The sequence below is a fragment of the Aeromonas finlandensis genome (assembly GCF_000764645.1).
Lineage (GTDB): Bacteria > Pseudomonadota > Gammaproteobacteria > Enterobacterales > Aeromonadaceae > Aeromonas > Aeromonas finlandensis.
Genome location: NZ_JRGK01000145.1, coordinates 1 through 3676, shown reverse-complemented (window position 1 = coordinate 3676; position 3676 = coordinate 1). Strand labels below are relative to the sequence as shown.

4 protein-coding genes are annotated in these 3676 nt (G+C 60.1%); 3 read left to right on the top strand and 1 reads right to left on the bottom strand.

Annotated elements, in window-relative coordinates; translation table 11 throughout:
- The 3 genes from LD28_RS0111630 to ychF form a co-directional block, all read left to right on the top strand.
- On the top strand, positions 1 to 1400 hold a 1400-nt coding region (locus LD28_RS0111630), incomplete at its 5' end, for a bifunctional metallophosphatase/5'-nucleotidase (RefSeq protein WP_033137133.1).
- Between the two features lie 218 nt (positions 1401 to 1618).
- On the top strand, positions 1619 to 2215 hold the full coding sequence (gene pth, locus LD28_RS0111625) for an aminoacyl-tRNA hydrolase (protein WP_005334960.1): 597 nt from the start codon (positions 1619 to 1621) through the stop codon (positions 2213 to 2215).
- Positions 2216 to 2331: 116 nt separating this feature from the next.
- The gene (ychF, locus tag LD28_RS0111620) at positions 2332 to 3423 is read left to right on the top strand and encodes a redox-regulated ATPase YchF (protein WP_033137132.1); all 1092 of its coding nucleotides are present in this window, start codon (positions 2332 to 2334) and stop codon (positions 3421 to 3423) included.
- A 69-nt stretch (positions 3424 to 3492) separates the two neighbouring features.
- Here the strand turns inward: ychF and LD28_RS23675 are convergent.
- Positions 3493 to 3676: hypothetical protein (locus LD28_RS23675; RefSeq protein WP_206538750.1), on the bottom strand; the 184-nt coding region annotated here is incomplete at its 5' end.

Genomic DNA, 3676 nt, shown 5'->3' with positions numbered 1-3676 from the left:
AGTTGGTCGCCGTCATCGGTCTGGTGCTGGAAGACATGGGCAACATAGCGCCCAACGTCGGCAAGCTGCGCTTTGGCAAAGAGATCGCCTCGGCTCAGGCCACGGTCGACATGCTGCAAGCCAAGGGGATCCACCAGATCGTCGCCCTGACCCATATCGGCAACGAGCGGGATCTGGCGCTGGCGGCCAAGGTAAACGGCATCGATGCCATCGTCGGCGGCCACTCCCACAGCCTGCTCGGCGATTTTCGCAATATCGGCTGGGGCAAGACCGGCGATTACGCCAAGCTGGTGACCAATCCGGACGGCCTCGGCAAGACCTGCGTAGTGCAGGCGGGCTCCTACGCCCAGGCCATCGGTCTGGCGCAGGTGACCTTTGACAGCCACGGTCAGGTGACCGACTGCCAGGGCCACAACCGCCTGCTGGCCAGCCGCGACTTCTTCGCCGATCCAGCCCGCAAGCAGACGCTCGACGACGTCCGCAGCAAAGAGGCGAGCCAGTTTGTCGACAACCAGTCCAATCTGGTGACCGTGGATGAAGATCCGCGCCTGCGCGGCATCATCGACAGCCACTACAAACCGGCGCTGGAGAAAGCCTACGGCCCGGTGATCGGCACCATTCCCGAGCAGTTGCAAAATGCCCGCCGTCCCGGCGACAACGGCAGCGACAGCCACGGCTCCGATGTGGCGCCGCTGGTTGCCGAAGGGGAGTTCTACTGGGCCAATACGCCAGCAGTGCAAGCCCTGACCGGCGGCCCGGTCGACTTTTCTCTGGTGGCGGTGGGCGGCGTGCGTGCCGAACTGCCTGCAGGCGAATGGCGCGAGGGAGATAGCGCCCTCACCCTGCTGCCGTTCAAGAACCAGCTCTCGGTGCTGACCCTGACCGGCGCCGAGGTGCGCGCCCTGCTGAGCGAAACCATCACCGCCACCCTGCCCGCCAGCGCCCATGCTGGCAAGTTCCCCTATGGCGGCCACCTGCGTTACACCTTCCAGGAGACCGACGCAGGCAAAGCGGGCACCCTGACCCAGTTGCAGCGCAAGACCGCAAGCGGCGAGTGGCAGGATCTGGTGGATAGCCAGCGCTATCGGGTGGTGATGAACGCCTACAGCGCCAACGGCAACGATGGCTGGCAGGCACTGGCCAATGCCCAGCGCCACCAGAGCGAGCGGGTCGACATCGCCAGCGTCAATGGCAAGCTGACCGCCTTCCCGGTGTTGAAGGTGGCACAAAACGGTGAACTGCTGAGCGCCGTCTATGCCCCGGGCCAGGCCCTCGATTGCAAAGCCAGCGGCGTGGATTGCGGCACCGATGCAGCCTCTTTCGTGGAGTATGTGCGCGATGCCCGCCCCTCCCTGACCGCGCTGGATGAGGAAACTGTCACCCTGCTGCGCGCCAAATAACGGCGGTGGTCAACTAGACACCTTCCATCGGTGAGCTGAAACGGGCCTCTTGCAAGAGGCCCGTTTGCCCACTGTTAGCCCCCCATTAGCCGCAATAGTGGTGCAAATCCCGCCATAACATGAGCATTGGTTGAGTGATCGCCACTCGGCGGCTAGAATATTGCGTCCTATTGCCCTGGGTAGTGTGCCCACGGCAGCTGCGAGTGAAGACATCAAGCGTGACAAGCGAAATCAAACTGATCGTCGGACTGGGCAACCCCGGCCCGGAATATGCCAAGACCCGCCACAACGCGGGCGCCTGGTATGTGGAGCAACTGGCCCGCTGGCACAATGTCAGCCTGCGTGAAGAACCCAAGTTCTTTGGCCATACTGCCCGCATCCTGGTCGAGGGGCAGGATGTGCGGCTGCTCATCCCGAACACCTATATGAACCTCTCTGGCAAGGCGGTGGCCGCACTGGCGCGTTTTTATCAGATTGAGCCGGAAGCGATGCTGGTTGCCCATGATGAACTGGACCTGCCGCCAGGCATCGCCAAGTTCAAGCAGGGTGGTGGTCATGGTGGCCATAACGGCCTCAAGGACATCATCGCCAAGATGGGCAACAACAATAACTTCTTCCGGCTGCGTCTCGGGATCGGCCATCCCGGCAGCAAAGAGCAGGTGGCAGGCTTCGTCCTGACCAAGGCCCCCAGCAGTGAACAGAACCTGATCGACGCCGCGCTGGACGAATCTCTGCGCGCCACCGATATCCTGTTCAAACAAGATATGACCAAGGCCATGAATCGCTTGCACAGCTTCAAGGCTGAAAAGGGTTAGGTCGGTTTGACCCTGTACGGGCATTGTGCCGGTGCATGAGCAACGACCAGAACAAGCATGACATGGGCCGCCTGCGGGCGACCCTCAACAGCATCCATCAAGTAAGGTAACAATCCATGGGTTTTAAATGCGGTATCGTGGGCCTGCCCAATGTAGGCAAATCCACCCTGTTCAACGCGCTGACCAAGGCCGGTATCGAAGCCGCCAACTTCCCGTTCTGCACCATCGAGCCGAACACCGGTGTGGTCCCGATGCCGGATCCCCGCCTCGATCAGCTGGCTGCCATCATCAATCCGCAGCGCGTTGTGCCGACCACCATGGAATTTGTCGACATCGCAGGCCTGGTTGCCGGCGCCTCCAAGGGTGAAGGTCTGGGTAACCAGTTCCTGGCCAACATCCGTGAAACCGAAGCGATCGGCCACGTAGTGCGCTGCTTCGATGACGAGAACATCATTCACGTTGCTGGCAAGGTCTCCCCGGCTGACGATATCGAAGTGATCAACACCGAGCTGGCCCTGTCGGATCTGGACGCCTGCGAGCGCGCCATTCACCGCCAGTCCAAGCGCGCCAAAGGCGGCGACAAGGATGCCAAGCTGGAAGTCGAAACCCTGGAGAAGATCAAGGTCGCGCTGGAAAACGGTCAGATGATCCGTGGTCTGAAGCTGGACAAGGAAGAGCTGGCCGCCGTGAGCCACCTCAACTTCCTGACCCTGAAACCCACCATGTATATCGCCAACGTGGCGGAAGATGGTTTCGACAACAACCCCTACCTCGACAAGGTGCGTGAAATCGCCGCTGCCGAGAACGCGGTGGTGGTCGTGGTCTGCTGCGCCATCGAAGCGGACATCGCCGAGCTGGACGACGAAGATCGCGCCGAGTTCATGGCTGATCTTGGCATCGAAGAACCGGGTCTGAACCGGGTGATCCGCTCCGGTTACCAGCTGCTCAACCTGCAGACCTACTTCACCGCCGGTGTGAAAGAGGTGCGCGCCTGGACTATCCCGGTCGGTGCCACTGCCCCGCAAGCGGCTGGCAAGATCCACACTGACTTTGAAAAAGGCTTTATTCGCGCCCAAACCATCGCCTTTGAAGACTTTATCACCTACAAGGGTGAGCAAGGCGCCAAGGAAGCGGGCAAGATGCGCGCGGAAGGGAAAGATTACATCGTCAAAGATGGCGATATCATGAACTTCCTGTTCAACGTCTAATCCCATGACAGGCCAGCATTTGCTGGCCTGTTTTTTATCTGTCATTGCCCGGGCAATGACAGCCATGTCTTAAAAAAAAGCAGATTGTTGGGCTTTTGCGCAACAGAGGCCAATATCTGGCCAAACGCACTCAAATTGCGTTTTTATGGCAAAAAAAGGGTTGACGCCCCAGAGCCAGATACGCATAATTCGGCCCGCACGGTGACGAGGTAACGACTCACCGGAAGCAAGGTTGGCTATGTAGCTCAGTTGG

Excerpts from the sequence above, each read along its gene's own strand:
- ychF (WP_033137132.1), top strand. The coding sequence starts at position 2,332 with ATGGGTTTTAAATGCGGTATCGTGGGCCTGCCCAATGTAGGCAAATCC.